Origin of the sequence: Paucibacter sp. M5-1 (assembly GCF_027498415.2) — a bacterium.
Taxonomy (GTDB): Bacteria; Pseudomonadota; Gammaproteobacteria; order Burkholderiales; family Burkholderiaceae_C; genus Roseateles_E.
Genome location: NZ_JAPZLM020000001.1, coordinates 2,866,961 through 2,891,897, shown reverse-complemented (window position 1 = coordinate 2,891,897; position 24,937 = coordinate 2,866,961). Strand labels below are relative to the sequence as shown.

Below are 24,937 nucleotides of genomic sequence, written 5' to 3'. Positions count from 1 at the left end.
GCGGCCGCAGCGCGCGACTTACACTGCCCCGGTAGCAGCCGCCAGCGAGCGGTGGCGCCGTCTCACGGCGCTCTTCGGTTTTTGCTATGGGACGGATGGCAGCACATGGGCAGCGGCACGAGCAGGGGCGAGTCAGAGGCAGCGAGTACGTGGGCCCAGCCGCTGTTGCGCGCCGTCGCGCAGACCCTGGACGGTCTGGAGATCGGCGCCTGCCTGTTCGACGAGGCCGATCGCACCCTGCTGTGGAACCGCAGCTTCCTGACGCTGTTTCCAGAGCATGCGGCCCATATCCAGATCGGTGAGCCCTACAGCGCCAATCTGCGGCGTTTCTACGAAGGCCGGTTGAATGCCTTCGAGATGCCGCTGATCGAGCGCTATATCGAGAAAGGCGTGGCCCGCCACCGGCTGCAGAACCGGCCCTTCGCCTTCGAGCATGGCGGCCGCTGGCTGACCGCGGCCTCGCTGCCGCTGCCGGGCGTGGGCCGCATCCGCCTGTGGCGGTCCGGCGAGCACGCGGTGCCGCAAGGCGGCCCTATCGCCGTGCCGGAAGCGCTGTTCAGCGACGGCGTGGCACTGTTCGACCATGTGGCCGACGGCGTGATGGTGACCGATGCCGACGGCCAGATCGCCTGGGTCAACCACCCTTTTGTGCTGATGTACGGGCTGCGCGATCGCGCGGTTGCCGCCGGCACCAGCTTCGAGTCGGTCTACCGCCGCGCCTGGCAGGGCCGTGAGGGCGACGATGGCGAGGGGTTCCGGCGCGGCCTGTCGACGCTGGCCGACAATCTGAGATTCACCGGCGCACCCTTCGAGCTGCCGCTGCCCGAAGGCCGCTGGGCTCGCGTGATCGAGCAGCGCGGCCCCGATGGCAAGGGCTTCTCCGCCCATGTCGACATCAGCGCGCTGAAGCATCAGCAGCAGGCGCTGGAGCAGGCCGAGGCGCGGGCGCGCGCCAGCGAGGCGCGGCTGAAGGAAAAATCGACCCTGCTCGAGGCCACGCTGGCGCGCATGGAGCAGGGCATCATGATGGTCAATGCCGAGCGCGTGGTCGAGGTGTGCAACCGCCGCGCGATCGAGCTGCTGGGCCTGCCCGAGGCACTGATGGCCAGCAAGCCCAGCTTCGAGGCGGTGCTGGCTCACCAGTGGGCCAGCGACGAATTCAGCCGCACGCCGCAGGACATCCAGGACTTCGTGCGCTCCGGCGGCATCCTGGACCGCGCGCATTGCTACGACCGCCAGCGCCCCGATGGCCGGGTGATCGAGGTGCGCAGCGTGCCCATCGAGGGCGGCGGCGTGCTGCGCACCTACACCGATGTGACCGAGCGCACGCGCAGCGAGGAGCGGGTGCGCCATGCGGCCCGCCATGACGGGCTGACCTCGCTGGTCAACCGCGAGACCTTTCTGGAATGCCTGGCCGCGGCGGTGCGCGACAGTGGCTGCGGCGCGCCCGGCTTCGCGGTCCACTACATCGACCTGGATGGTTTCAAACCCATCAACGATGAGCACGGCCATGCGGTGGGCGACAAGATGCTGGCGCTGGCCGCCGGGCGCATGCGCCAGATCGCCCGCGACGGCGATGTCGTCGCCCGCATGGGCGGCGACGAGTTCGCGATCCTGCAGTACGGTGTCGATGCCGCCGACCGCGGCCTGGGCCTGGCGCGGCGCATCCTGCAAGGCCTGGTCCAGCCGGCCGATATCGAGACGCTGCGGCTGCAGCTCGGCGCCTCCATCGGCATCGCCCTGTATCCCGGCGCCGGCATCGACCCCGACACGCTGCTGCGCCATGCCGACAGCGCGATGTATGAGGCGAAGGGCCTGGGCGGCAATCAGGCGCGGGTGTTTGGCGAGGGTTGCGCATGACGACGGACCCGGATGCACAGTCGATCCCCGACGAGCTGGACCCGGACCGTGAGCGGGTCAATCCGCATTACCTGAACCATATGGTCGAGACCGCCGCCAGCCGCGAGGTGCAGGCCAGCGAGGACATCGTCAGCGGCAGCGGCATCAAGCTGCTGGCCAAGGGCGCCCGCATCAGCGCGCAGGCGCGCGAGCGCCTGCTGCAGCACAAGCTGGCCAAGCCGCTGGAGGACTGCGTGCAGGTGGTCAACGGCGTAATGCCGCAAAGCCTCGCGCCGCTGGCCGAGCGTCTGCTGGAGCAGCAGCCGCTGCTGGCCCAGCTGTGCGAGCACCCGCGCGCGCTGCCGGTGCCGCAGTCGCTGGCGGGCCTGAGCCTGTCGGTGCCGGTGCAGTCGCTGCTGACCCTGTATGCCGACTACCAGGGTGACCGGCTGTCGCACAGCGTCGGCGTCGCGATGCTGAGCCTGGCGTTGGCGCGCCGCCTGCTGCCCGGCGATATCGAACGCCACCGGCAGCTGGCGCTGGCCGGGCTGCTGCATGACGTCGGCGAGCTCTATATCGACCCCGAGCATCTGCGCACCGACCGGCCGCTGCAGCCCGAGCAATGGCGCCATATCGCCAGCCATCCGGTGATCGGCTGGCGCGTGCTGCGCGAGATGAAGGGCGCCGGCAAGCAGGTGGCCGAGGCGGTGCTGAACCATCACGAGCGGCTCGATGGTTTCGGCTATCCGCGCGGCATCGCCGATGAGGAGTTCCCGCTGCAGGGCCAGATCCTGGCCACCTCCGAGTGGCTGATGGCCTTGATCGAGACCGGCATCGCGCCGCTGGCGCGCGCCAGCGTGGCCAGCAAGCTGATGCCGGGCGAATTCGGCAAGCCGCTTCAGCAGGTGCTGAGCCAGCTCGGCGGCGTCGACACCGACATGGCCGACTGGCTGCAAGCCCAGCAGCCCCTGTCCGAGATGCTGCCCGAGATCCGCCGCGTGATGGCGACGCTGCGGCGCTTCCGCGCGCTGCGCGCCGAGATCGACCAGCAGATCGAGCAGGCCGGCCCGCGCTTGCGCAAGGTCCTGCAGCAAAGCCTGAACCGCATGCTGCGCATCCAGGCCGCGTTCTCCAGCAGCGGCCTCGATGCCGACGCCGACCCCGAACGCATGCTGGCCGAGCTGGCCGCGCAGGGCGACCCCAAAGTGCAGCAGGAGGTGCAAGCCCTGGCGCGCGAATTCAGCTGGCGCATGCGCGAGCTGCAGCGCGAATCGCTGCTGCGCGCGGGCCTGCTGGGCGACGCCGATGCGGCGGTGATGCAGGGGTTGACCGACAGGCTGCGATGGGATGGGCCGGCGACTTGAGGCCGCCGTGCCGGCTGCCGGCGATAAGACTTATGTCGGCGCGCCCGATTCGAGGCTGGCCACCAGGCTGATCTCCGGCACGCTGGCCAGCGCTTTCGACAGCGGGCAATCGCGCTTGGCGGCCGCCGCGATCTCCTGGAACCGCGCTTCGTCGAGGCCGGGCACGACGGCCTGCATGCGCAGCGCGATCCGGTCGATCACAAAGCCTTCACCCTGCGTTGCCAGCCGCACATCGGCCCGGGTTTCGACCTTGGTGGTCGCATAGCCGGCCTTGTCGCAGGCGAATGAGAACGCCATCGTGAAGCAGGCGGCATGTGCAGCACCGAGGATCTCTTCGGGATTGCTGCCGCGCCGGTCATCCCCGAAGCGGCTCGCGAAACCATAGGGGTAGTCCGTCAGCGCCCCGGTCTCGGTGCTGATCTTGCCCAGGCCTTTCTTGCCGGCGCCGGTCCAGAGAACGCTTGCAGATTTCTCGGTCATGGTGATTCCTTCCTGTGTTCGTTTCGAGGGGGATGACAGCAACAATTCATTTCGGGCGCGGCGGCTTGAGCTGCTTGTCGGGCTGGCTCAGCCGGCCGGCGCGCAGTTCCTGGACGGCCTGCACCACGGCACGGGCGACATTGCGGGCCTCTTCCTGCACGGCCTTGTCCTGATCGAGCGCGTCATGGCTGTTGTAGTAGGGCTGGTAGTAGCCGATGTAGCGGTCGAGCTGGGCGGCGGCGCCGGCAGCGATCAGCCCCATCCAATCCAGCCAGTCGCTCAGGTTGCGGCGCTGCGCCTCGACGCCGGCCACGTCGCCGTGCACCACGAGGCCGTAGGCCCGGCCGACCAGATGCTTCGGATAGTCCCAGCCTTGCTGTTCGATGGCCTCGGCCTCGGCCACATGCTTGCCATGGGTCGTCGTCGGGTCGGGGTTGCTGCCATCGGCCGAGACCATGCGGTCCATCATCAGCTTCAGCGGCCTCGGCGACTGGTACCAGTAGGTCGGTGCCAGGATGATCACGGCATGGGCCGCGACCCAGCGTTCGTAGATCTCGGCCATCCAGTCGTCGGCCTGGTCCAGCGCGTGGTTGGGATAGCAGCTGCAGGGCCAGTGGCACAGCGGCATCGCGCTCGACGACGCGCCGGGTCAGTTCGGTCAGGCGCCAGGTCTTGGATACCTCGCCGGGGCAAGTGCCGTCATTGCGCGCACTGCCGCAGACCAGCAGCACGCGCGATGGCGCCGCGCTGTCGCCCCACAGCTTCTGCGCGGCCTTCAGGCGCTTGCGAGTCTCCAGCCACTGCACCGACAGCTGATAGCTGGGGTCGGCAAAGCCGCGACCGGCGGCCCGGGTGATCGGTGCCTTGCGGCCGTTCAGCAAGGCATCCCAGGCGATCGCTTCCAGCCTTGCGATGGCCTCGCTCTCGCCCGCGAATGCGGGGTCGTAGAAGCGCAGCTGGAAGCGTTGCTGGAACTGCGCGCGGGTCAGGGGTGCGCTCGCCTGCCCGGTGCGGATCTTGGTCATGGTGTCCTCCTTGGCTGGCTGGCTGGCTGTGGGGTGACGGTGGGTTGGCCAGGCCGAGTACCGTCAAGCCTAGGTCCGCGTCCTGATCCCGAGCGACGGACAGAGGGCTGTTTGGACGTAGGACGAAGGCGCGGATAGGCCCTTGGCGCGGCCACCCAGTGATCCAGGGTCTGTTGACATTCAGAGAAACGAATAGGTCCATCCGGACCATTCGCATTCCGTGCTCATGTCACACCACGCTGCTCGAATCCGGCGCTTGTCTCACTGCCCGCGAGCCCCTGATGATCTCCATGGCCTTGTCTGCCCGGCGCCTGGTCCGCTGCGCCGCCGTCCTGCTGGGCGGCTTGATGTGCGGGGCGGCGGCGCTGGCCGCCGACCTCATGCCCTATCTGCAGACACCCACCGCCAGCTCGATCTGGGTGAGCTGGAAAACGGAGCAGGGCAGCGAGTCGGTGGTCGAGTACGGTCCGAATGGCGGGCCGCTGCTGCGCCGGGCCACCGGCTCGTCCCAGGTGCTGGCGGCCAATTACCGGCTGCACGGCGTGCAGCTGACCGGCCTGCAGCCCGAGACGGTCTACAGCTACCGCGTGCGCAGCGGCAGCGAGGTGTCGCCGGTCTATCGCTTCCGCACCCAGCCCACGGCTGCGCGCAAGAGCGGCCATTTCCGCCTCCTGCTGACCGGCGACCACCAGCTGCGCAATGACGACCGCCACACGCCGCTGCTGAAGGCGGCCAAGGCCAAGATCGAGTCGCTGACCGGCCTGCCGCTGGAGGAGTCGGTACAACTGATGCTGAACAACGGCGACCAGGTCGATGTGGGCACGCTGGACCACTATGAGTTCGTGCACATGAAGCCCTCGTCGGTGGTGTCGGGCAATCTGGCCATCATGATGGCGCTGGGTAATCACGAGACCTATTACGACCCGGGCCTGGCCAACTGGCGCGCGCACACCGAGTACGACAAGATCAGCTATCAGGGCATCCCGGCCGCAGCCGACGAGAGCTACTACGCCCACCAGATCGGCCGCGTGCTGCTGGTCTATACCAACTCCGAACACAGCTTTGCGGCCCAAACCGAGTGGCTGCGCAAGGTGGTGGCGGCGGCCAATGCCGACCCCGATGTGGATTGGGTGATCAGCGTCGTGCACCGCCCCTACCAGGCCGAGCAGTATGTCGGCGATATCTCCAGCTGGTTCCGCGATACGGCCATGCCCATCCTGGCCGGCACGCGCAAGCATGTGCTGAACATCGGCGCCCATCACCATCTCTATGCCCGCGGCCAAACCCGTGACTGGCCCATCTATCACCTCATCAGCGGCGGCACCGCCTGGGACCAGTTCTGGGGCCAGTCGAGCGAGCGCGATATGGATGATGTGCAGAAGACCATCGCGAACTGGACCTGGCAGCTGATCGACTTCGATCTCGGCGCACGCACGATGAAGGTCTCCTCCTATGCCGTGGGCCACCCCAAGCTGGGCTTTGCTTATGACAACCGCCTGGTGGACGAGTTCGAGCGTCATCTGGATGCCGCGCCGCCGCTGCAGCCGGTGCTGGACGGCGTGGTCGACGGCGCCGTGCTGAGCCTGCCGCATGCCTTCAGTCTGGCGGGCTACCAGTCGCCCTCGGGCATGGCGCTCAACAGCACGCAGTTCCAGATCGCCCGCGACGCCGCCTTCTCCAGCAAGGTGGTGGACCTGATACGCGATGTCGAGAATCTCTACGGCGACAGCGGTGCGCCGAACTACGAGCCGGTGGACATCCACGCCGGCCTCGACATCGAGCGCTATGCCGTCGGCCCCAATGGCCTGAACAACGGCCGCTACTACATCCGCGCCCGCCACCGCGATGCCAACGCCGAGTGGTCGCCGTGGACGCAGACCCACAGCTTCACCGTGCAGGGCAGCTCGGACGGCGACCCGGCGCTGCGCCTGGCAAAGAAGGTCTGGCCGGCCGGCGAGCCCGTGGTGGTCGAGCATCTGAACGGACGCGGCAAGCCCAAGGACTGGGTCGGCATCTACCGCAAGGGCCAGACGCCCGGCGCGGCCACGCCGGCAGTGAAATGGGGCTATGTGTCCGGTGTGAACGGCCAGCTGGCCTTCAGCGGTCTGGCCGCCGGCGTGGAGTACTACGCCGCCTTCTTCACCGACGACAGCTATGCCGAGATCGCCCCGCGTGCCGCCTTCTATGTCGGCAACACGGCCGAGCTGGCGATCAACAAGACCCAGTTCAATGCCGGCGAGCGCCCCAGCTTCACCTGGAGCGGCGCGCCCGGCGGCGCCAAGGACTGGATCGGCGTCTACCGCGTCGGCCAGGAGCCCGGCGGCGTCGGCTCCACCAGCTGGGCCTACACGCCCAGCAGCGCCGGCACCGTGACCCTGGGCGCCTTGAACAAGGGCTATTACTACGCGGCCTTCATGATCAACGACGCCTATTTCGAGATCTCGGAGCGCCTGCCCTTTGCCGTGGGCACGGAGATCGCCAGCGTCAGCCTGGTCAAGACCGCGCTGAGCAGCGGCGAGCGCCTGGACATCCGCTTCGCCGACGGCCCGGGCACGGCCAAGGACTATATCGGCGTGTTCCGCAAGGGTGCCACGCCGGGCATCGATCTGCTGGTGAGCTATTACTACGTGGACGGCCGCGCCAGCGGCGGCCTGTCGCCGACCGAGCCGCTGCCCGACGGCGAGTACTTCCTGGCGCTCTATATCAACGACTCCTACACCGAGGTCTCCAACCGGGTGGCCTTCACCGTCGGCGCCGGCAGCGAACCCGAGCCGCGTGTGCTGGGCGTGGCCCGCAATCTGATCCGCAGCGGCGAGGCGCTGAACGTCAGCTGGTCCGGCATGCCGGGCGGGGTCAAGGACTGGGTGGCCGTCTACCGCGCCACCCAGACCCCGGGCAGCGGCAGCCCGGCCGTGCAATGGCGCTATGCCTCGGGCGCCGCCGGCAGCACCACCTTCGCCGGCCTGGCCGCCGGCGAGTACTACCTCGCCTTCCTGCTCAACGACGGCTACCAGGAGGCCGCGCCCCGCGTGCCCTTCGCGGTACGCAAGCTGGGCGACATCAATGGCGACGGCGCGATCAATGTGAGCGACCGCGATCTGCAGCGCGCCGCGCTGGGCAGCTGCGAGGGCGACGCCCGCTACCAGCCGCTGGCCAATTTCGACGCCGACAAATGCATCACCCAGGCCGACTACAAGCTCTGGTACGCCCTCTTCACCCGCCAGTGAGCGTCTGCTCAAGGAACCAAGCCATGAAGATCAAATCTGCCCTCGCCGCGCTGCTTGCCGGCCTCTCCCTGTCGGTGGCTCAGGCCGCCAGCATCTCGCTGTCCGGCACCACCACCGCCACGGTCGGCCAGAGCTTCAGCCTCGATGTCGCGCTGCTGCAGCCCTTCGACGGCGAGCGCGCCGGCGACGAGCTGCTGGCCTTCGGCATGGGCCTGAGCTTCGACACCAGCCTGCTGGCGCTGACCGGCGTGAGCCTGGCCGAGGGCTGGGCGGACGACTCGGCGCTGACCGGCGTGGTCCTGTCGGGCTCGGCCTTCCCGGGTGTGGCCGACGCCGGCCAGGCCTCGCTGCGCCTGGCCACGCTGTCCTTCAAGGTGCTGGGCGCCGGCAGCGCCAGCATCGGCCTGTTCAGCGACTACGCGGCCGGCAACCTCAACCACGGCCTGATCTATCTGATGGCGCCGACGCTGGACGTGCAGGCCGGCCACAGCCTGGCGCTCAGCGTGCCCGAGCCGGCCAGCCTGGCGCTGATGCTGGCCGGGCTGGCGGGTGTCGGGTTGATGGCGCGGCGGCAGCGGGGCTGAGCCGGCCGTATCCTGGCCGATCCCGCGACCCAAGGGCGGCGTTGGCGATATTGTCCTGGCTGGAAAGGCGTCTTGTCCTACCCGGGCAGGGCGGCGCTTGGGCGAGGATGGGCTTCAAACCATTTCCGGAGCCCTTCCCATGACCGACCCGCGCAATATCGCCCACGACAAAAAGGTTCAGCAGGCCAAGAAACATCAGGGCGAAGAGATCGCCCCGGGCTCGGAGCAGACGCCGCAGCTCGGCAAGAAAACGCCGATGGACCACCATGCCAGCGATGAGCCCAAGCTGCCGGACGAGGCGGCGCCGGTGCCTAGCGAGGAGAAGCCCTTGAAGTAGGGCTTTCTTCATTGCGTCAGCTAGCCCTCGGCTTGATGGCAAACCGCTTCGATGTTGTGCCCGTCCGGACCAATGACGAAGGCGGCGTAGTAGTTCGCGTGGTACTGCGGGCGCAGGCCCGGCGCACCGTTGTCCTCGCCCCCTGCCTCAAGAGCGGCGCGGTAGAAGGCTTCGACCTGCCCGCGGCTCTCGGCCGTGAAGGCCAGGTGAAGGTGTGTGGCCTTCGCTTCGACCCGGCGGATGCACAGCGAAGATTGGCTGTCGGGGCGGCAAAGCTCGATGCCCAGCGGCCCCTCCGAGACGAGCATGACGCCGAGCGGCTCGAGTGCCTTGAGGAAGAAGGCCTTGCTCGCGGCATAGTCGCTGACGCCGAATACAACGTGATCGAACATGGGGCTGCTGATTGATGTGAGCTTGAACGAGGTCGAAGGGATTCTGGACCACGAAGGGTTTCGATGCCAAGTCTTGGATGCAGCAGGGTTCAAGACCTGACCCCGCCTGGCGCTCCGGTTCTCTTCAAGCGGCCGGCGTCCCCTGCTCTTTGGCGCCATGCCGTTCGTGGCGACGGCCGAGATAGGGCAGGGCGAACAGGTACAGCCCTGTCAACAGCAGGAGGCCCAGCGGCAGCAGCGGCGCATAGGTTAGCCAGGGCGGCGGCTCTGCCGGCCCTTGCGCCCGGGCGACGAAGTTGGCGATGACGGTCAGCGTGAAGGCGATCGATACCCAGCGGTGGGTGCGCCTCAAGAAGCTGCTGCAGTTCATGTCGAGCTCCCCGCTACCTGGATCATCTTCCAGCCGTTGCCCGCAGGGTCGCGGAAACCGGCATCCACGCTCCCATAGCGATCGACCGGCTCTTGGGTGAACTCCACGCCCCGGGCCTGCAGTTGCTGGTAGGTGGCCCGGCAGTCGGCCACGGCCAGCACCAAGGCCGGCATCGCGCCCTTGGCGACCAGTGCGCGCAGCGCCTGCGCCGTCGCCTCGTCGTGCATCGGTGGCCCGGGTGTAAACAGGCCGAGCTGAAACAAGGGCTGCTCCGGATGCTGGACCGTCAGCCAGCGATAGGCCCCATTGCGCACATCCGTATGGACGCGGAAACCGAGCTTGTTGACGTAGAAATCGAGGGCCTGGTCCTGATCATCGACGTACACACCCACCACATTGATACCTTGGCTCATCAGCGCTCCTTTGTTGGTGGCCGATTTGTACCTTCTGTTGCACGGCGACGCTTCTCCGAAACTGCGATGGTGAGGTCCGGCCGCTGCGCGGCTTTCAGGACGCAGGCGGGCACGCGGTCGAGCTGGGTGGCCTCGGCCCTGGCCTCGATGCGAAGCGCACTGGGGCTCTTGCCGGTGATGTCCCGGAATGTGCGCCCGAAGGTACCCAGGCTCTCCCAGCCGGTGGCGAAAGCAATCTCCGTGATGGGCAGTTCGGTGTCGCGCAGCAGGGTGGCCGCCTGCTCGATGCGCCGCGTCAACAGGTAGCGATGCGGTGGGATGCCAAAGGCCTGCCGGAAGGTGTGTGCGAAATGGGTCTCGGAGACGCCACTGACCTCGGCGAGCCGCTTCACCGGCCAGGCTTCATGCGAGGCGGCGTCCATGCGATCCTTCGCCCGCAGCAGCCGCCGAAGCAGGGCCGGATCCGGGATCTCGAAGTCTTCAATTGCTGCGCTTGATGAGGCGTCCATGCGAATCAATGCCCCGCCACAGCATCGAGGTCTCGTGCCCGACTGACCTCAGCCAATATGCTCCGCATCCGCTGGCGGTACGACCCAGCCATGCATGCGCTCCTCATAGACCGAGACGCTGGGCGCCGGGAAGCTCGGTTCGGCGAAGGCGCCGACCGGGATGGCCAGGAACTCTTCCAGGCCCTCGGGTTCGTAATAGACCGTGGCGCCGCAATGGGGGCAGAAGTGGAAGGTGACGCGGGAGCCTTCATCGCCGGTGCGCACATAGCGGGTCGAGTTGCCCGACAGCGAGACGTTCTCACGGCGGAACCGGGCCTGTGCTCCGAACACGCTGCCGGTGCGGCGCTGGCAGGCCAGGCAGTGGCAGATCGAGACGCGAACCGGCTCACCGACGACCTGGGCTCTGAGCTGGCCGCAGCTGCAGGAGGCAAGGCGTTCAGTCATGGGGGCGGTTCAGCGGCTGCCGAACATCATCTGCCGCGCCAGCGCGCGCTTGAGCGGCGGCAGCGCCTGCAGCGCGGCCAGGCCGAGGCCGCGCACGAGCGGCAGGCCGGGCCAGCGCCAGGCGAAGCTGCGGGCCAGGAAGTCGGTGCTGGCGATGGTGCTCCAGCGGTCGGGGGCGCGCTGCCATTCGACGCTGCGCAGCGCGGCGTCGATGTCGCGACTACCGCGCAGCGCCTGGACCAGCGCATAGGCATCGCGCAGCCCTAGGTTCAGCCCTTGGCCGGCCACCGGGTGCAGGGTCTGGGCGGCGTTGCCGATGCGCACGGTACGGCCCTCGACCAGGCTGCGTTCGGCGTTCAGGCCCAGCGCAAAACACTTGAGAGGGCTGATCGCCTGCAGCGGGCCGGCCTCGGCGGCCAGCAGGCTGTTGATGACGGCCAGGCGCTGGGCATCGCTGAGGCTGGCGATCTCGTCCTCGGCCTGCGGCATGCACCAGACCAGGGCCGCGCGCTTGCGGCCCTCCAGCGGTGGCAGCGGCAAGAGGGCCAGCGGGCCGTTGCGGGTGAAGCGCTCGTAGGCCACGCCGGGCGGGCTGCGCTCGGCCAGGGTCACGGTGCCGACCCAGGCGTTCTGCTGGTAGTCATGCGCCAGACTCTTGCGTGCCTGATCCGCAAACACGCCGCCCTCGGCGACCACGGCCAGATCGAAGGTTTCGGCAATGCCGGCATCGACCTCGACGCCGCCGCCTGCCGACACGTCCAGGGCCTTCAGCCCCGCGACCGGCGCGCCGAAGCGGCTCAGCAGGCGCTGTGGCTCGGCCGCCGCCGCCGCCTGCCAGGCTGCCTGCAGCGGCGCGACCAGCTGGCCGTAGCTGAGCACCGCGCCCAGCATGTCCACCCCCTGCTCGGCCGCGCTGATGCGCACCAGCGGCTCGCCGGCCGCGCCGAAGATCGGATGGTTCAGCGTGGGCGGGGCCTGGCTGACATGAACCTGCAGGATGGCTTGCGCGGCGGCTTCGTTCCAGGCGCCCAGGCGCTGCAGCAGCTGCACGCTGCCCAGGCTCAGCGCCAGCGTGCGCGGGTCGCCGGAGACATCGCGCTCCAGCGGCCGGGCATCGAACAGGCTGATCTGGGCCTGGGGCAGGGCGCGCGCCGCCAGCAGGGCCAGGCCCAGGCCGGCCGGGCCGGCGCCGACCACGGCCAGGCGCAGCGTCGGGGTGAACGAAGAATCGGCGATCTCGGACATGGCCGCAGTCTATAGCGGCCGGCCCGTATCGAGTGCCTGGCTCAGACGGCCTGCAGCCGGCGCTGGCCCTGGCCCGGCAGCACCTGCAGGCTCTTGCCGACGCTCGCGGTGTAGCTGCGGCTGAGGATGTCGCTGACAAAGATCCAGTCGCAGCGGCAGGCCTGCGGCGTCGCGGTCACCACCATATAGCCACGCCTTGAGGTGTCGGCGTACTGCAGCGGGCCGATCAGCTGGGTCAGCGCGCCGGCCAGCTGCTGCGGGTTCTCCTTGGGCAGGTATTCCTCGAAGCCCGGGGAGCTGACCGAGGGGGTGGCGAACTCGACGCCGACCGGGTTGCCGGCCAGATCGTCCAGATCGCTGGCCCAGGCGTTGTGGGTGTCGCCGGCCAGCACGACCAGGTTCTTGTTGAGCTGGCGTGCGGCGGCCAGCAGGGTCTCGCGGGCGGCGCTGTAGCCGTCCCAGGCATCGAGGTTGTAGGGGATGCTGGGCTGGGCCAGCACGGCGCGCTCCTGCGGTGTCAGCGCACCGGGATTGGTCTGGGCCTTCGCGACGATGGCGGCATAGGCCGAGACCGAGACGCCGGTGCCCGGATTGTTGGCCTCGAACAGGATGGGCGCGGGGATGTTCATGCGGCCCATCAACACCTGCTGGCCCAGCATCTGCCAGGTCGCGGTGGACGCGCTCAGCTGCTGCTGCAGCCAGCCGCTTTGCGCGCTGCCCAGCAGCTGGCGCTGCGGGTTGGCGATGGCCGCACTGAAGGCGGCGGCATTGAAGCTGCCGCCGGCACCGAGGTAATCGGCATAGTCGAGCTGCTCATCGCGGCCGACGATGCGGGTGTCCAGCATGTGCAAGGCCAGCAGATTGCCGAACTCGAAACTGCGGTAGATGCGCTCCCGGCTGCTTTGCGCGCGCACCGGCATCCACTCATGCCAGGCCTGCAGCGCGGCGGCCTTGCGGGCCGCGTAGTCGCCCTCGCTGGCGGCCTGGTGGTTCTCGGCGCCGCCCATCCAGGCGTCGTTGGTGATCTCGTGGTCGTCCCAAACGGCAATCATCGGGTGCGCCGCATGCAGGGCCTGCAGATCGGGGTCGCTGCGGTACTGGGCATAGCGGGCACGGTAGTCGGCCAGGGCGACGATCTCCTTGGCCGGCTCGACGACGCGGCCCAGCGCGGCGGCATTGCCGCTGGCATAGCCGCCGGGGCCGTACTCGTAGAGGTAGTCGCCCAGATGGATCACCGCGTCGAGGTCCTCGCGCCTGGCGGCGTCGGCATAGGCGTGGAAATAGCCGGTCGGGTAGTTGGCGCAGGAGAACACCGCCAGCCTGGCCTGGGCCACCGAGCCGCCGGGAAGGGTCTTGGCGCGGCCCACCGGCGAGCTCTGCGCACCGGCCAGGAAGCGGAACCAGTAGCGCTGGCCGGGCTGCAGGCCGCTGGCGTCGACCTTGACGCAGAAGTCGTTGGCGGCGCTGGCCAGCGCGTCGCCGCTGGCCGCCAAGCTGGCGAAGCCGGCGTCACGGGCGATCTCCCAGCGCAGCACGATGTCGCGCGGGTCATGGGCGTCTTCGGCGCGGGCCCGGGTCCACAGGATCATGCGGTCGGCCAGCGGGTCGCCGCTGGCCACGCCATGGCTGAAGCGCACCGGCACATCGTCGTCTCCGCCGCCGCAGCCCGGCAGGCCCACCAGGGCGCCGGCCGCCAGCGCCATGCCGCCGCGGACGAAATCGCGACGGTTCGGGCTGCGTGCGTTGCGGGTCTGGAGCAGGTTGTACAGCTTGTCGGTCATGGCGTCGGGCTCGGGCAAAAAAGCGCATTCTTCGCAGCCGCGATGACAGGGCCAAGTCGCGACCGCGTCAGCAGGATGACGCGCTGTGCGCTACGCTCGCGCCCGTCCGCTCACTCTCTGTCATCAGCACACCATGCAATACCGTCGTCTGGGCCGCAGCGGCCTGCAAGTCTCCGAGTTGTCCCTGGGCTCCTGGGTCACTTATCACAACCAGGTCGACACCAGGGCCGCCACCGAGATGCTGGCGGCCGCCTTCGATGCCGGCATCAACTTCTTCGACAACGCCGAGGTCTATGCCAAGGGCGAGAGCGAGGTGGTGATGGGCGCGGCGCTGAAGGCGCTGAAATGGCCGCGGCTGAACTATCTGGTCTCGACCAAGTTTTTCTGGGGCATGGAGCGCGCGCCCGCCGGCGAGCCGCGCCTGCCGAACCGCCAGGACACGCTGAACCGCAAATACCTGATGCAGGCCATCGACGGCTCGCTGCAGCGCCTGCAGCTGGACTTCGTCGACCTGATCTACTGCCACCGCCCCGACCCGCTGACGCCGATCGAGGAGACGGTCTGGGCGATGAGCGACATCATCAAGCAGGGCAAGGCGCTGTACTGGGGCACCAGCGAATGGAGCGCCGACGAGATCCGCGCCGCCTACGAGATTGCCGAGCGCCACCATCTGCACAAGCCGGTGATGGAACAGCCGCAATACCATCTGTTCCATCGCCAGCGCGTCGAGACCGAGTACGCCCGCCTGTACGAGGACATCGGCCTGGGCCTGACGACCTGGAGCCCGCTGGCCTCGGGTCTGCTGACCGGCAAGTACAAGCACGGCATCCCGGAGGGCAGCCGCGGCTCGCTGGAAAGCATGGCCTGGATGCGCGAGCAACTGCAGGACCCGGCGAAAAACCAGGCCGTGGCCGCGCTGGAAGGCATTGCTGCCGAGCTGGGCTGCACGATGGCCCAGCTGGCGCTGGCCTGGGTCAACAAGAATCCGCGCGTCTCCACCGTGATCCTGGGCGCCAGCAAGCTCAGCCAGCTGCATGACAACCTCGGCGCGCTGGCGGTCACGCCCAAGCTGACGCCCGAGCTGCTGGCCCGCATCGACGCGATCGCCAAGCCGCTGGCCAAATAGGCCGCCGGCCTCAGCCCGGCTCGACCCGGTTGCGGCCCAGCGACTTGGCGCGGTACAGCGCCCGGTCGGCGCGTCGGAACAGGGTGTCGGCGGAGTCGCCCGGCTGCCACAGCGTCAGCCCCAGGCTGCAGCGCAGCGCCGGCAGCTCGCCCTGGGGCGGCCGTGCGATCTGCTGGTGCAGCTGCCGTGCCCGCGCCAGTGCCGCCCCGGCATCGCCGGCCGGCAGCAGCAGGCAGAACTCCTCGCCGCCCCAGCGGAAGGCCTGCTCGCCGGCGGCCAGGCTGGCACGCAGACCCGCGGCGAAGTCGGCCAGCGCGGCGTCGCCGGCATGGTGGCCGAAGCCGTCGTTGATGGCCTTGAAATGATCCAGGTCCACCATCAGCAGCGCAAAGGGTCGGGCCCGCGTGATCGCGGCGGCCACGGCCTCGTCGAGGGCCCGCCGGTTGGGCAGGCCGGTCAGCCCGTCGCTATGGGCTTGCTGCCGCACCTCGGCCTCGGCCTGCATCTTGCACATCTGCAGAAAGCCCAGCGTGGTCACGATGATGAACAGAAAGCCGAACAGGAATAGCGGCGCCTGCCAGTCGGCGGGCACGTTCAGATAGTCGCGTCCCTGGCCCTGCTGGAGCAGCAGCGCGGCGGCGCGCAGCGGCAGCAGCAGGCCCATCAAGAGGTAGAAGCCCGCGACCACCCGCTGCACCCCTCGCAGGGTCGGCGCCGGGCTGCGCCACAGCAGCCAGGCATTGAGCAGCTGCACCAGACCGTAGGCGAAGCCGTTGAAGATGGTGGATTGCGCGTAGTCGGCACCGGCCGTCAGCGCCACCGCCGTCACCGCCAGCACCATCGATGCCATCAGCACCAGCCCGCTGCGCTGCAGGACCTGGCCCAGAAACTGACGGATCGCCGCATGGAACAGCGCCACGCTGACGGCGCCCAGCGCATTGCCCAGGCCGGCGCTCAGCAGGCTGGGCAGGCGGCCGGCGTTGGACAGCAGCGCATAGGCCAGGCCCTGGCTTGCGACGGCCAGCATCCACAGGCGCAGGCCGTTGCGCCGGTCGGCCTCGCCGCGCGCGATCCACAGCATCGCGGCGCTGGCCAGCAGTGCGCAGGTCTGGGCCAGGAAGAGGGTGCGGACGTCCATGGCCGGCGAGGTTCAGGCGCTGCGGTTCAGGGCGTCCAGCCGCGCCACCGTGCCCACATCGGTCCAGGGCCCGGCGTAGAACTCGGCGCCGATGCGGCCGGCGGCGATGCCGGCGTCCAGAGAGGGCCGCAGCCGCGCGCGCGTGCCTGGGGTGATGCCGGCGAACATCTCGGCGCGGTACAGGCCGATGCAGGACCAGGTGTGGCGCGGCCCGCCCTCATTGGCGGCCAGGCCCTCGGCGCTGATCGCGAAGTCGCCATCGGGGTGGTGCGGGCTGTTGGCCACCATCCACAGATGGGCCAGCCGCGCGCCGTCGGCGAAGCGCCGCGCCTGATCGGCGTCGAAGCGGAACTCCGGCAGAAAGACATCGGCTGAGACCACCCAGAAGGCCGCGTCGCCATCGGCCGTCAGCAGCGGCAGGGCCTGGGCGATGCCGCCGGCGGTCTCCAGTGCCTGCGCCTCGACCGAGTAATGCAGGCGCAGGCCCCAGGCGCTGCCGTCGCCCAGCGTGGCCGGGAACTGCTCGGACAGCCAGGCCGTGTTGATCACGATATCGCGCACGCCAGCGGCGGCCAGGGCCTCGATATGCCAGACGATCAGCGGCTTGCCGCGTACGCTCAGCAGCGGCTTCGGGGTGGTGTCGGTCAGCGGCCGCATGCGCTCGCCGCGCCCGGCCGCGAGGATGATGGCTCGCATGGGGCGGAAGTGTAGGGTGCGCCGTCGGGGGTCAGTCCGGTGGCCCCAGGCCCAGCGGCGCGGGCACCAGGTTCAGGATGCGGGCGAACAAGGCCTGGTACTCGGCGTCCGGCACATGGCCGGTCAGCGGGTCGCGGTTGCCGGCGAAGGCCTCGTCGAGCTCGGCCCAGTCCTCGGGGCCGAGCACCTGCTCGGCCAGCGGCAGCACCTCGCGCTCCTCCAGCGCCATATGCTGCAGATAGGCGTCGACATAGCGCCGGGCGGCCTGCTCGAAGGCGGCGCGGCGCGGCTCGCCGAGCAGCTCGAAGGCCAGCAGCCGGTGCTGCAGCTCGCGCACCGCGCGCTCGCCGCGGCCGTGGTCGGCGTCGAGCCGGTCCAGCAGCTCGCGCGACTGCGGCGCCCGCGCCCGCAGCTTCGGAAACAGCAGCTCGGTTTCCTTCGGGTGGTGCAGGCGCTCGGGGAACTCATCGACATAGAACAGCATCGCGCGCAGCGCATCGAAATCGGGCCGGCTGCCCTGCTGGCGGTGCTGGGCCAGCAGCAGCGGTATCGTGCGCAGCATCGCGGCCAGCGCATGGTGTTCGTCGCGGATGATGCGAAGCGTCAGTGCGGTCATCGGTGTCTCCGGCAGTGCATGGCGCAGCGTGCCAGCTCGGGCGCCGCGAGGTCTTGCTCTGGGTCAAGCCGGGGTGGGGCCGGCGGCCAAGTAAAATCCCACGTTTACCCGCAACTCCGCCCGCACCCACCATGGCTCAAACCGCTGCAAGCAACCCCACTTTGATGGCCAACGCCATTCGCGCACTGGCCATGGACGCCGTGCAGCAAGCCAATTCGGGCCACCCCGGCGCACCGATGGGCATGGCCGATATCGCCGTCGCGCTGTGGGGCCGCCATCTGCGCCACAACCCGGCCAACCCGCAATGGGCCGACCGCGACCGCTTCGTGCTGAGCAATGGCCACGGCTCGATGCTGATCTATGCGCTGCTGCACCTGACGGGCTACGACTTGCCGATGGCCGAGCTGAAGGCCTTCCGCCAGCTGCACAGCAAGACCCCGGGCCATCCCGAGGTGGGCATCACCCCCGGCGTCGAGACCACCACCGGCCCGCTGGGCCAGGGCATCACCAATGCGGTGGGCCTGGCGCTGGCCGAGAAGATGCTGGCCAAGGAGTTCAACCGTGACGGCCATGCGGTGGTGGACCACCACACCTATGCCTTCCTGGGCGACGGCTGCCTGATGGAGGGCATCAGCCACGAGGCCTGCGCGCTGGCCGGCGCCTGGAAGCTGAACAAGCTGATCGCGATCTACGACGACAACGGCATCTCGATCGACGGCCAGGTCGCCCCCTGGTTCATCGACAACACCGCCCAGCGTTTCGAGGCCTATGGCTGGAACGTCATCGGCCCGGTCGACGGCCATGATGTCGATGCGGTCGACGCCGCAATCGCGCTGGCCAAGATGAGCACCGACATGCCCTCGCTGATCATCGCGAAGACCCATATCGGCAAGGGCTCGCCCAACCGTGCCAACACCGCCAAGGCCCATGGCGAGCCGCTGGGCGGCGACGAGATCAAGCTGACCCGCGAGGCGCTGGGCTGGGCGCATGAGCCCTTCGTCGTGCCGGCCGAGGTCTATGCCGACTGGGACGCCAAGGCCAAGGGCGCCGCGCTGGAGCAGGCCTGGGACGAGCGTTTCGACGCCTATGCCACGGCCCACCCCGAACTGGCCGCCGAGTTCCAGCGCCGCATGGCCGGCGTGCTGCCGGCCAACTTCGCGCAGACCGCGGTGGACGCGGTGGTGGCCGCCCACACCAAGGGCGAGACCGTCGCCAGCCGCAAGGCCAGCCAGCTGGCGCTGGAAGCCTTCACCGCCGCCGTGCCCGAGCTGCTGGGCGGCTCGGCCGATCTGACCGGCTCCAACCTGACCAATACCAAGAGCACGCCGGCCTTCCGCCTGGAGGCCGATGGCTCGAGCAACGGCGGCCGCCACATCAACTACGGCGTGCGCGAGTTCGGCATGGCCGCCATCATGAACGGCATTGCGCTGCATGGCGGCTACATCCCCTACGGCGGCACCTTCCTGACCTTCAGCGACTACAGCCGCAATGCGATCCGCATGGCCGCGCTGATGAAGCAGCGCGTCATCCATGTGTTCACGCACGACTCGATCGGCCTGGGCGAGGACGGCCCGACCCACCAGAGCATCGAGCATGTGGCCAGCCTGCGCCTGATCCCGGGCCTGGATGTCTGGCGCCCGGCCGATACCACCGAGACCGCCGTGGCCTGGACCATGGCCATCGGCAATGCCACCCGCCCCAGCGTGCTGGCACTGAGCCGGCAGAACCTGCCCTATGCGCCCAAGGCCAATCTGGACGAGATCAGCAAGGGCGGCTATGTCCTGAGCGAGCCGGCCGAGGTGGGCCTGAAGAAGAAGGCCCAGGGCGTCATCATCGCCACCGGCTCCGAGGTGCAACTGGCCCTGCATGCCCAGGCATCGCTGGCCGCCGAGGGCATCGCGGTGCGCGTGGTCTCGATGCCCTCGACCACGGTGTTCGACCGCCAGGACGCCAAGTACAAGAAGGCCGTGCTGCCCGAAGGCCTGCCGCGCGTCGCGGTGGAAATGGGGGTCAGCGATGGCTGGTGGAAGTACGGCGTCGCCGCCGTCGTCGGCATCGACAGCTACGGCGAGTCGGCCCCGGCGCCGGTGCTGTTCAAGCATTTCGGCTTCACGCCCGAGAATGTGGTGGACACGGTCAAGGTGGCACTGGGCCTGGCCCGTTTGAAGACGAAGAAGTGATGGTTTGAGTTCGAAGGGGTGCGTGGCGCCCCTTTTTCATGGATTTTGCTTTTCTGACTTAGGAGACCTCTATGACGATCAAGATCGGTATCAACGGCTTCGGCCGCATCGGCCGCATGGTGTTCCGCGCCGCCATCGCCAACTTCAAGGACATTGAAGTCGTCGGCATCAACGACCTGCTGGAGCCCGACTACCTGGCTTACATGCTGAAGTACGACAGCGTGCACGGCAAGTTCGACGGCGAGGTCGCGGTCGACGGCAATACCCTGGTCGTCAACGGCAAGAAGATCCGCCTGACGCAGGAGCGTGATCCCGCCAACCTGAAGTGGAACGAAGTCGGTGCCGACATCGTCGTCGAAGCCACCGGCCTGTTCCTGGACAAGGCCAGCGGCGAGAAGCATCTGGCCGCTGGCGCCAAGAAGGTGGTGTTCTCGGCCCCGAGCAAGGACGACACGCCGATGTTCGTGTTCGGCGTCAATGACAAGACCTATGCCGGCCAGGCCATCATCTCGAACGCTTCCTGCACGACCAACTGCCTGGCCCCGCTGGCCAAGGTGCTGAACGACAAGTGGGGCATCAAGCGCGGCCTGATGACCACCGTGCACGCCGCCACCGCGACCCAGAAGACCGTCGACGGCCCGAGCAACAAGGACTGGCGCGGCGGCCGCGGCATCCTGGAAAACATCATTCCGTCGAGCACCGGTGCGGCCAAGGCCGTCGGCGTCGTGATCCCCGAGCTGAACAAGAAGTTGACCGGCATGAGCTTCCGCGTGCCGACCTCGGACGTGTCGGTGGTGGACCTGACCGTGGAGCTGAACAGCGAGGCCTCGTACAAGGAGATCTGCGCCGAGTTCAAGGCCCAGTCGGAAGGCGCGCTGAAGGGCGTGCTGGGCTATACCGAGGACAAGGTGGTGGCCACCGACTTCCGCGGCGACGCCCGCACCTCGATCTTCGACGCCGACGCCGGCATCGCGCTGGACTCCACCTTCGTCAAGCTGGTGGCCTGGTATGACAACGAGTGGGGCTACTCGAACAAGGTGCTCGAGATGGTGCGCGTGATTTCCAAGTAAGCAGCCCGTCCTGTTGACCTCAAGGCCTTGCCCGGCGACGGGCAAGGCCTTTTTGCTTGGTCGCCCGAACACCCGGGTGGTTTTGCGTTTGTTTACACACGGACGCAAAGGTCGGCCCTCTAAACTGCGCTGATCGCGCCCGCTGGGCGTGCCCGAGCCCAGAATGGGTCAAACCATGAAGCGCCTACGCAGCCCCGTGTTCCGTCCCTCTTTGCTGGCCCTGGGCCTGGCCGGCCTGCCTATCGGCCTGTCGGCCGCGACAGCCCCGGCGAGCGCAAGCGACGAGGCACAGGCCCGCGTGATCGTGCGCTTCAAGGCGGCCGCGCCTTCGGTGCTGGCCAAACCCATGGCCAGCCGGGCGGCGCCCGCCGAGGTGGCCGATCTGGCCGGTCAGCGCGCCCATGCGCTGGCGCTACGCACCGGGCTGGCGGCCCGGGGTGGTCTGCGCGCCGGCCTGAGCCTGGATGCCCGGACCCAGGTGGTGCGCGCCCAGGGGCTGAGCTCGGCCGATCTGGCGCGGCGCCTGGCGGCCGATCCGGAGGTCGAGCAGGTCGAGGTCGACCATCTGCGGCGTCACAGCCTGGTGCCCAATGACCCGGCCTATGCGACCGTGGCCGGGTCGGGGCCTGCGGCCGGGCAGTGGTACCTGAAGCCGCCGGCCGGCGAGGTCGTCTCCGGCATCAATGCGCCGACCGCCTGGGACCGCACGACCGGCAGTGCTTCCATCGTCGTTGCGGTGCTCGACACCGGCGTGCTCCCCGATCATCCCGATCTGGCGGCCAATCTGGTCGGCGGCTATGACTTCGTGGCCTACAACAACGCGGATGCCCGCGGCCTGGCGATGGCCAATGACGGCAATGGTCATGACAGCAATGCCTCCGATCCCGGCGACTGGGTGACACAGGCCGATGTCAATACCGGCACCTTCGGCGCCGAGTGCACCAGCGAGGATGTGGGCAACAGCTCCTGGCACGGCACGCGCGTCGCCGGCCTGATCGCGGCCGTCAGCAACAACGGCCTGGGCATGGCCGGCGTGGCCTGGGGCGCCAAGGTGCTGCCGGTGCGGGTGCTGGGCAAGTGCGGTGGTTTTGATTCCGACATCATGGCCGGCATGCGCTGGGCCATGGGCGTCGATGTGCCGGGCGTGCCCAGCAATCCGAACCCGGCCCGGGTGCTGAACCTGAGCCTGGGCGGCGGTGCGAGTTGCGGGACCTTCTATCCCCAGGTGATTGCCGAGGCCACGGCCCGCAATGTGGTGGTGGTTGCGGCGGCCGGCAACTCGGCCGGTCATGCGGTCGGCGCGCCGGGCAGTTGCGCCGGCGTCGTCACCGTGGCCGGCCTGCGCCATGTCGGCTCCAAAGTGGGTTTCTCCAGCATCGGGCCGCAGGTCACGCTCAGCGCGCCCGGCGGCAACTGCGTCAATGTCGATGCCAATGGCAATGCGACGGGCCCCTGCCTCTACCCGCTCTACAGCACCGGCAATAGCGGGACTCAAGGGCCGGTGGCGGCCGACAACAGCTACACCAGCGGTGTTGGCACCAGCTTCTCGACCCCGCTGGTCAGTGGCACGGTGGCGCTGATGCTGAGTCTGCAGCCCAGCCTGACGACCAGCCAGGTGCGCAATCTGCTGACCTCGACCGTGCGCCCCTTCCCGACCACCGGCGCCACCGCCGGCACCGCCAGCTGCCAGGCACCCAGCAACGCCGAGCAGCTGGAGTGCTATTGCACGACCAGCACCTGCGGCGCCGGCATGCTCGACGCGGGCGCCGCCGTCGCGGCTGCCGTACCCGCGCCGACACCTGCACCGGCACCTGCACCAACGCCAACGCCAATTCCGACACCGACACCGACACCGACACCGACACCCGCACCCGCACCCGCACCCGCACCGAGCACCGACGGCGGAGGAGGAGGTGGTGGTGGTGGCGCCAGCAGCCTGGCCTGGTTGCTGGGCCTGGGCGTGGCCAGCCTGGCGCTGCGGCGGGGTCGCCCCTCAGGCCGCGCTGGCGGCTGAGGCGGCGGGCGCTGGCGGGCAGGTCTTGAAGCCCGGCGCCAGCGCAGGGTCCTTGGCGTTCAGCAGACGGGCCTGCACGCTGCCATCGGCGCTGGGCAGTTGCAGGCTGTGCAACTGGCCGGGCGCCTGCAGCTGCAGCACCCGCAGCCCGCGCAGCGCGCGCTTTTCGTAGGAGGCCAACGCGGCCTCGGCGGCCTCGGCGCTGGCATGCTGGCTCAGCACCAGGCTGGGCTGCTCGCCCTGCGGGGCCGGCAGCGGCTCGTAAGCCAGGCGCAGGCGCTTGAAGACCTCTTCCTTGCGGGCCTGCTGCTCGGCCGACTCGAGCTTGTTGGTCGCCACCACCCAGCGGCCTGGCTGATCGCTGCTCTGCACCCGCCAGTCGCTGCTGCCGAGGCCGAAGCGTTCGAGCGCGGCCTGGGCCGCCTTCAAGGCCTCGTCGCCGGGCAGCGGTGCCAGCTCCAGGCAGCCGCGTGTCTGCATCGCGCTGATGGCCTGCGGCGACAGCACCGTGACACGCTCGGCATGCTGGGCCAGCTTCAGGCGCTCGGGCTCGCCCTCACCGCCGGCGCGCAGGCCCAGCACGGTGTCGAGTAAACCCTGGCTCCAGCCGAAGAACAGCAGATTCAGCAGCAGCAGGGCAATAACCAGGACTCTCAGCATGGGCTCAAGAGGCCTCGTCGGCGGCCAGGCGCACACTGATCTCGCCGCCGGCCACCGCCTGCGGGCCCGAGGCCGTCTGCAACAGCAGCTCGCCCTGGGCGTTGACGCCCTGGGCCAGACCCTCCAGTGCGCCGGCCGTGACGTGGCGGCCCAGCAGCAGGTCGCGCCGCGCATAGGCGGATTGCCAGGGGGCGAAGCCAGCTGTCTGGAAGTCCAGCAGGGCCTGGATCAGCGGCCGAGCCACCCGCGCCAGCACCGCCGGAGGATCGAGCTGCGGCTGCAACTCGGCCAGCGAGGCAAAGCCGGTCTGGTACTGGGCATCGGCGGCCGGCGGTTGGCCGCCGACATTCAGGCCGACGCCGACCACCACCATGCGCTGGCCGGCGGCCGGCACGGTCTCGATCAGGATGCCGCCCAATTTTCGGCCATCGAGCCAGATGTCATTGGGCCACTTCAGCTGCAGGCGCGGCGTGGCCTCGGTGGGGGGCTCCAGTGCGTCGGCGATCGCGCAGCCTACCGCCAGCGACAGCCCCGACCAGTCGCTCAGCGACATCGGCAGGGCCAACGAGAAGGTCAGCGAGGCGCCAGGTCCGGCGTGCCAGCTGCGGCCCATGCGGCCGCGGCCATGGGTCTGGTGCTCGGCCACCAGCAGGCAGGGCTGCAGATCGTGGGCGCGGCGGCCATAGGGGCTGGGCTCGAACGATTGGCGGGCGTCGCTGCGCACCCGCTCCAGCAGGGCCGAGTTGGTCGACTCGGCACGGGCCAGCACCTCGATGCTCATGCCCGGCAGCAGCGCCTCCAGGTCTTGCCAGAGGGCTTCAACCCCCCACTGTTGATGTTCGGCCATGGGCTCTGTGTTCAGGTGCTGCTGCGTTGGTTGTGACGTTGACTGTTACGTTTGGGCGCGAGCATCGTGCCACGACAGTCGGCGCTGCCGCAATAACAGGCGAATTCTTTTTTCAGCTTGGGCGTGTAGCGCTCGTCGATCACCAGGCCATAGTCGTAGAACAGCTCCTCGCCGGGCAGCAGATCGCGCAGCGCCTTGATGAAGACGCGGCCGTCGTCGGTCTCGTCGGCCTCGCAATTGGGCTCGCAGCTGTGGTTGATCCAGCGCGAGCTGTTGCCGCCGTGCAGCGCGTCGATGACCTCGCCGGTCTCGATATGAAAGTAGAAGGTGTGGTTGGGCTGGCTGGGGTCGTGGGGATGGCGGTCCATGGCCTCGTCCCAGCTGATGCGCTCGCCGGTGTACTCGATCAGGGTCTCGCCGGCCTGGATGTAGTCGATCGCGTAGACACCACGGCCGTGCACGCCCGAGCGGCGCACCTGGATGCGGCGGCCGGTCTTGACCTGGGGCTTGGCCTGATTCTTGGGCGCGGGCTTCTTGGCGGCGGCGGCTTGCGTCATCGTTCGAGTTGGTTACATTGAAA

The 24,937-nt window shown here is 68.8% G+C and carries 23 protein-coding genes and 1 pseudogene; 9 read left to right on the top strand and 15 right to left on the bottom strand.

The annotated features are described in order from the left end of the window. Positions 1-165 precede the first annotated feature (165 nt). Both O5M90_RS13575 and O5M90_RS13570 read left to right on the top strand, forming a co-directional pair. Positions 166-1,860 carry a PAS-domain containing protein gene (locus O5M90_RS13575; protein WP_269839170.1) on the top strand — a complete coding sequence of 565 codons (1,695 nt, stop codon included), beginning with the start codon at positions 166-168 and terminating at the stop codon, positions 1,858-1,860. Beyond that, the gene (locus tag O5M90_RS13570) at positions 1,857-3,203 is read left to right on the top strand and encodes an HD-GYP domain-containing protein (protein ID WP_269839169.1); all 1,347 of its coding nucleotides are present in this window, start codon (positions 1,857-1,859) and stop codon (positions 3,201-3,203) included. The genes O5M90_RS13575 and O5M90_RS13570 overlap by 4 nt, the downstream gene beginning before the upstream one ends. 30 nt (positions 3,204-3,233) lie before the next feature. On the opposite strand, the gene O5M90_RS13565 is transcribed toward O5M90_RS13570, so the two are convergent. Continuing rightward, complete coding sequence (locus O5M90_RS13565) at positions 3,234-3,683, bottom strand: OsmC family protein (protein ID WP_269839168.1); 450 nt, start codon at positions 3,681-3,683, stop codon at positions 3,234-3,236. A 46-nt stretch (positions 3,684-3,729) separates the two neighbouring features. Then, a pseudogene (locus tag O5M90_RS13560) lies at positions 3,730-4,708 on the bottom strand (flavodoxin family protein). A gap of 290 nt (positions 4,709-4,998) precedes the next feature. Between O5M90_RS13560 and O5M90_RS13555 the strand changes: the two are divergent. From O5M90_RS13555 to O5M90_RS13545, 3 genes are all read left to right on the top strand, one after another. Continuing rightward, positions 4,999-7,935, top strand: a complete 2,937-nt coding sequence (locus O5M90_RS13555) for a fibronectin type III domain-containing protein (RefSeq protein WP_440402096.1) — start codon at positions 4,999-5,001, stop codon at positions 7,933-7,935. Between the two features lie 23 nt (positions 7,936-7,958). After that, complete coding sequence (locus O5M90_RS13550) at positions 7,959-8,519, top strand: cohesin domain-containing protein (protein WP_269839166.1); 561 nt, start codon at positions 7,959-7,961, stop codon at positions 8,517-8,519. Between the two features lie 139 nt (positions 8,520-8,658). Further along, positions 8,659-8,856 carry a hypothetical protein gene (locus O5M90_RS13545; RefSeq protein ID WP_269839165.1) on the top strand — a complete coding sequence of 66 codons (198 nt, stop codon included), beginning with the start codon at positions 8,659-8,661 and terminating at the stop codon, positions 8,854-8,856. A 20-nt stretch (positions 8,857-8,876) separates the two neighbouring features. Here O5M90_RS13545 and O5M90_RS13540 read toward each other — a convergent pair whose 3' ends face one another. From O5M90_RS13540 to O5M90_RS13510, 7 genes are all read right to left on the bottom strand, one after another. After that, complete coding sequence (locus O5M90_RS13540; protein ID WP_269839164.1) at positions 8,877-9,248, bottom strand: VOC family protein; 372 nt, start codon at positions 9,246-9,248, stop codon at positions 8,877-8,879. Positions 9,249-9,372: 124 nt separating this feature from the next. Beyond that, the gene (locus O5M90_RS13535; protein ID WP_262969049.1) at positions 9,373-9,618 is read right to left on the bottom strand and encodes a hypothetical protein; all 246 of its coding nucleotides are present in this window, start codon (positions 9,616-9,618) and stop codon (positions 9,373-9,375) included. Further along, positions 9,615-10,031 carry a VOC family protein gene (locus tag O5M90_RS13530; RefSeq protein ID WP_269839163.1) on the bottom strand — a complete coding sequence of 139 codons (417 nt, stop codon included), beginning with the start codon at positions 10,029-10,031 and terminating at the stop codon, positions 9,615-9,617. Before O5M90_RS13530 ends, O5M90_RS13535 begins: the two co-directional genes overlap by 4 nt. Beyond that, complete coding sequence (locus tag O5M90_RS13525) at positions 10,031-10,540, bottom strand: helix-turn-helix transcriptional regulator (protein WP_269839162.1); 510 nt, start codon at positions 10,538-10,540, stop codon at positions 10,031-10,033. Before O5M90_RS13525 ends, O5M90_RS13530 begins: the two co-directional genes overlap by 1 nt. 48 nt (positions 10,541-10,588) lie before the next feature. Further along, the gene (locus O5M90_RS13520) at positions 10,589-10,984 is read right to left on the bottom strand and encodes a GFA family protein (RefSeq protein WP_269839161.1); all 396 of its coding nucleotides are present in this window, start codon (positions 10,982-10,984) and stop codon (positions 10,589-10,591) included. Positions 10,985-10,993: 9 nt separating this feature from the next. Continuing rightward, on the bottom strand, positions 10,994-12,229 hold the full coding sequence (locus tag O5M90_RS13515; RefSeq protein ID WP_269839160.1) for an FAD-dependent monooxygenase: 1,236 nt from the start codon (positions 12,227-12,229) through the stop codon (positions 10,994-10,996). Positions 12,230-12,270: 41 nt separating this feature from the next. Next, on the bottom strand, positions 12,271-14,010 hold the full coding sequence (locus O5M90_RS13510) for an alkaline phosphatase D family protein (RefSeq protein ID WP_269839159.1): 1,740 nt from the start codon (positions 14,008-14,010) through the stop codon (positions 12,271-12,273). Positions 14,011-14,143: 133 nt separating this feature from the next. Between O5M90_RS13510 and O5M90_RS13505 the strand changes: the two genes are divergently transcribed. Continuing rightward, positions 14,144-15,136 (top strand): potassium channel beta subunit family protein, encoded by a 993-nt coding sequence (locus O5M90_RS13505; RefSeq protein ID WP_269839158.1) that lies wholly within the window; start codon positions 14,144-14,146, stop codon positions 15,134-15,136. A 10-nt stretch (positions 15,137-15,146) separates the two neighbouring features. Here O5M90_RS13505 and O5M90_RS13500 read toward each other — a convergent pair whose 3' ends face one another. From O5M90_RS13500 to O5M90_RS13490, 3 genes are read right to left on the bottom strand one after another with little or no spacing between them, the layout of a single operon-like run. Beyond that, complete coding sequence (locus O5M90_RS13500) at positions 15,147-16,274, bottom strand: GGDEF domain-containing protein (protein WP_269839157.1); 1,128 nt, start codon at positions 16,272-16,274, stop codon at positions 15,147-15,149. 12 nt (positions 16,275-16,286) lie between these two features. Continuing rightward, on the bottom strand, positions 16,287-16,970 hold the full coding sequence (murU, locus tag O5M90_RS13495) for an N-acetylmuramate alpha-1-phosphate uridylyltransferase MurU (protein ID WP_269839156.1): 684 nt from the start codon (positions 16,968-16,970) through the stop codon (positions 16,287-16,289). A 31-nt stretch (positions 16,971-17,001) separates the two neighbouring features. Continuing rightward, complete coding sequence (locus tag O5M90_RS13490; protein ID WP_269839155.1) at positions 17,002-17,586, bottom strand: hemerythrin domain-containing protein; 585 nt, start codon at positions 17,584-17,586, stop codon at positions 17,002-17,004. 131 nt (positions 17,587-17,717) lie between these two features. Here O5M90_RS13490 and tkt point away from each other — a divergent pair, with 131 nt between their 5' ends. From tkt to O5M90_RS13475, 3 genes are all read left to right on the top strand, one after another. Then, complete coding sequence (gene tkt, locus O5M90_RS13485) at positions 17,718-19,766, top strand: transketolase (protein WP_440402094.1); 2,049 nt, start codon at positions 17,718-17,720, stop codon at positions 19,764-19,766. 71 nt (positions 19,767-19,837) lie between these two features. Beyond that, a complete protein-coding gene (gap, locus tag O5M90_RS13480) occupies positions 19,838-20,836 on the top strand; it encodes a type I glyceraldehyde-3-phosphate dehydrogenase (RefSeq protein ID WP_137944233.1) in 999 nt (332 codons plus the stop codon). A gap of 175 nt (positions 20,837-21,011) precedes the next feature. Then, on the top strand, positions 21,012-22,850 hold the full coding sequence (locus O5M90_RS13475) for a S8 family peptidase (protein WP_269839153.1): 1,839 nt from the start codon (positions 21,012-21,014) through the stop codon (positions 22,848-22,850). On the opposite strand, the gene O5M90_RS13470 is transcribed toward O5M90_RS13475, so the two are convergent. Genes O5M90_RS13470 through O5M90_RS13460 form a run of 3 tightly spaced genes read right to left on the bottom strand, consistent with a single transcriptional unit; the run spans position 22,830 to position 24,914 of the window. After that, the gene (locus O5M90_RS13470; protein WP_269839152.1) at positions 22,830-23,510 is read right to left on the bottom strand and encodes a hypothetical protein; all 681 of its coding nucleotides are present in this window, start codon (positions 23,508-23,510) and stop codon (positions 22,830-22,832) included. The two genes, O5M90_RS13475 and O5M90_RS13470, sit on opposite strands and share 21 nt — an antisense overlap. A gap of 4 nt (positions 23,511-23,514) precedes the next feature. Further along, positions 23,515-24,357 carry a biotin--[acetyl-CoA-carboxylase] ligase gene (locus tag O5M90_RS13465; RefSeq protein WP_269839151.1) on the bottom strand — a complete coding sequence of 281 codons (843 nt, stop codon included), beginning with the start codon at positions 24,355-24,357 and terminating at the stop codon, positions 23,515-23,517. 11 nt (positions 24,358-24,368) lie between these two features. Next, positions 24,369-24,914 carry an SET domain-containing protein gene (locus O5M90_RS13460; RefSeq protein ID WP_269839150.1) on the bottom strand — a complete coding sequence of 182 codons (546 nt, stop codon included), beginning with the start codon at positions 24,912-24,914 and terminating at the stop codon, positions 24,369-24,371. Between the last annotated feature and the right edge of the window lie 23 nt (positions 24,915-24,937).

Excerpts from the sequence above, each read along its gene's own strand:
- O5M90_RS13570 (WP_269839169.1), top strand. The coding sequence starts at position 1,857 with ATGACGACGGACCCGGATGCACAGTCGATCCCCGACGAGCTGGACCCG.
- O5M90_RS13565 (WP_269839168.1), bottom strand. The coding sequence starts at position 3,683 with ATGACCGAGAAATCTGCAAGCGTTCTCTGGACCGGCGCCGGCAAGAAA.
- O5M90_RS13555 (WP_440402096.1), top strand. The coding sequence starts at position 4,999 with ATGGCCTTGTCTGCCCGGCGCCTGGTCCGCTGCGCCGCCGTCCTGCTG.
- O5M90_RS13550 (WP_269839166.1), top strand. The coding sequence starts at position 7,959 with ATGAAGATCAAATCTGCCCTCGCCGCGCTGCTTGCCGGCCTCTCCCTG.
- O5M90_RS13545 (WP_269839165.1), top strand. The coding sequence starts at position 8,659 with ATGACCGACCCGCGCAATATCGCCCACGACAAAAAGGTTCAGCAGGCC.
- O5M90_RS13540 (WP_269839164.1), bottom strand. The coding sequence starts at position 9,248 with ATGTTCGATCACGTTGTATTCGGCGTCAGCGACTATGCCGCGAGCAAG.
- O5M90_RS13535 (WP_262969049.1), bottom strand. The coding sequence starts at position 9,618 with ATGAACTGCAGCAGCTTCTTGAGGCGCACCCACCGCTGGGTATCGATC.
- O5M90_RS13530 (WP_269839163.1), bottom strand. The coding sequence starts at position 10,031 with ATGAGCCAAGGTATCAATGTGGTGGGTGTGTACGTCGATGATCAGGAC.
- O5M90_RS13525 (WP_269839162.1), bottom strand. The coding sequence starts at position 10,540 with ATGGACGCCTCATCAAGCGCAGCAATTGAAGACTTCGAGATCCCGGAT.
- O5M90_RS13520 (WP_269839161.1), bottom strand. The coding sequence starts at position 10,984 with ATGACTGAACGCCTTGCCTCCTGCAGCTGCGGCCAGCTCAGAGCCCAG.
- O5M90_RS13515 (WP_269839160.1), bottom strand. The coding sequence starts at position 12,229 with ATGTCCGAGATCGCCGATTCTTCGTTCACCCCGACGCTGCGCCTGGCC.
- O5M90_RS13510 (WP_269839159.1), bottom strand. The coding sequence starts at position 14,010 with ATGACCGACAAGCTGTACAACCTGCTCCAGACCCGCAACGCACGCAGC.
- O5M90_RS13505 (WP_269839158.1), top strand. The coding sequence starts at position 14,144 with ATGCAATACCGTCGTCTGGGCCGCAGCGGCCTGCAAGTCTCCGAGTTG.
- O5M90_RS13500 (WP_269839157.1), bottom strand. The coding sequence starts at position 16,274 with ATGGACGTCCGCACCCTCTTCCTGGCCCAGACCTGCGCACTGCTGGCC.
- murU (WP_269839156.1), bottom strand. The coding sequence starts at position 16,970 with ATGCGAGCCATCATCCTCGCGGCCGGGCGCGGCGAGCGCATGCGGCCG.
- O5M90_RS13490 (WP_269839155.1), bottom strand. The coding sequence starts at position 17,586 with ATGACCGCACTGACGCTTCGCATCATCCGCGACGAACACCATGCGCTG.
- tkt (WP_440402094.1), top strand. The coding sequence starts at position 17,718 with ATGGCTCAAACCGCTGCAAGCAACCCCACTTTGATGGCCAACGCCATT.
- gap (WP_137944233.1), top strand. The coding sequence starts at position 19,838 with ATGACGATCAAGATCGGTATCAACGGCTTCGGCCGCATCGGCCGCATG.
- O5M90_RS13475 (WP_269839153.1), top strand. The coding sequence starts at position 21,012 with ATGAAGCGCCTACGCAGCCCCGTGTTCCGTCCCTCTTTGCTGGCCCTG.
- O5M90_RS13470 (WP_269839152.1), bottom strand. The coding sequence starts at position 23,510 with ATGCTGAGAGTCCTGGTTATTGCCCTGCTGCTGCTGAATCTGCTGTTC.
- O5M90_RS13465 (WP_269839151.1), bottom strand. The coding sequence starts at position 24,357 with ATGGCCGAACATCAACAGTGGGGGGTTGAAGCCCTCTGGCAAGACCTG.
- O5M90_RS13460 (WP_269839150.1), bottom strand. The coding sequence starts at position 24,914 with ATGACGCAAGCCGCCGCCGCCAAGAAGCCCGCGCCCAAGAATCAGGCC.